The 309-nt window shown below is 49.2% G+C and carries 1 rRNA gene; it reads left to right on the forward strand.

Annotation, left to right across the window (positions count from 1 at the left end):
* Positions 1-221: 221 nt before the first annotated feature.
* Positions 222-309, forward strand: a 23S ribosomal RNA gene (locus M3223_RS24085); the annotation flags it as partial.

A 309-nucleotide genomic window follows, 5' to 3' on the forward strand; every position in this document is an offset into this window, starting at 1 on the left:
CCGATGGTACTTGGACCGCAGGGTCCTGGGAGAGTAGGACGTCGCCAAGCGGTGCATTTTTGCGCCAAAAAAGTTATAGACGTGTCTTTTACTGAGGTTTACCTTTGTAGCTGATTCGTCCATAAAAACACTTGTACCTTGAAAACTGGATACGAACGATATGAAATGCTGAAACATCCGATAGCTGTGGTCTTAACTGGAACTTGTCTTTTAGGCAAGATGGTTAAGCTACTAAGAGCGCACGGAGGATGCCTAGGCGCCAGAAGCCGAAGAAGGACGTGGCGAACCACGATAGGCCTCGGGGAGCTG

It is taken from the genome of Paenibacillus pasadenensis (assembly GCF_023715725.1).
GTDB lineage: Bacteria > Bacillota > Bacilli > Paenibacillales > Paenibacillaceae > Paenibacillus_O > Paenibacillus_O pasadenensis_A.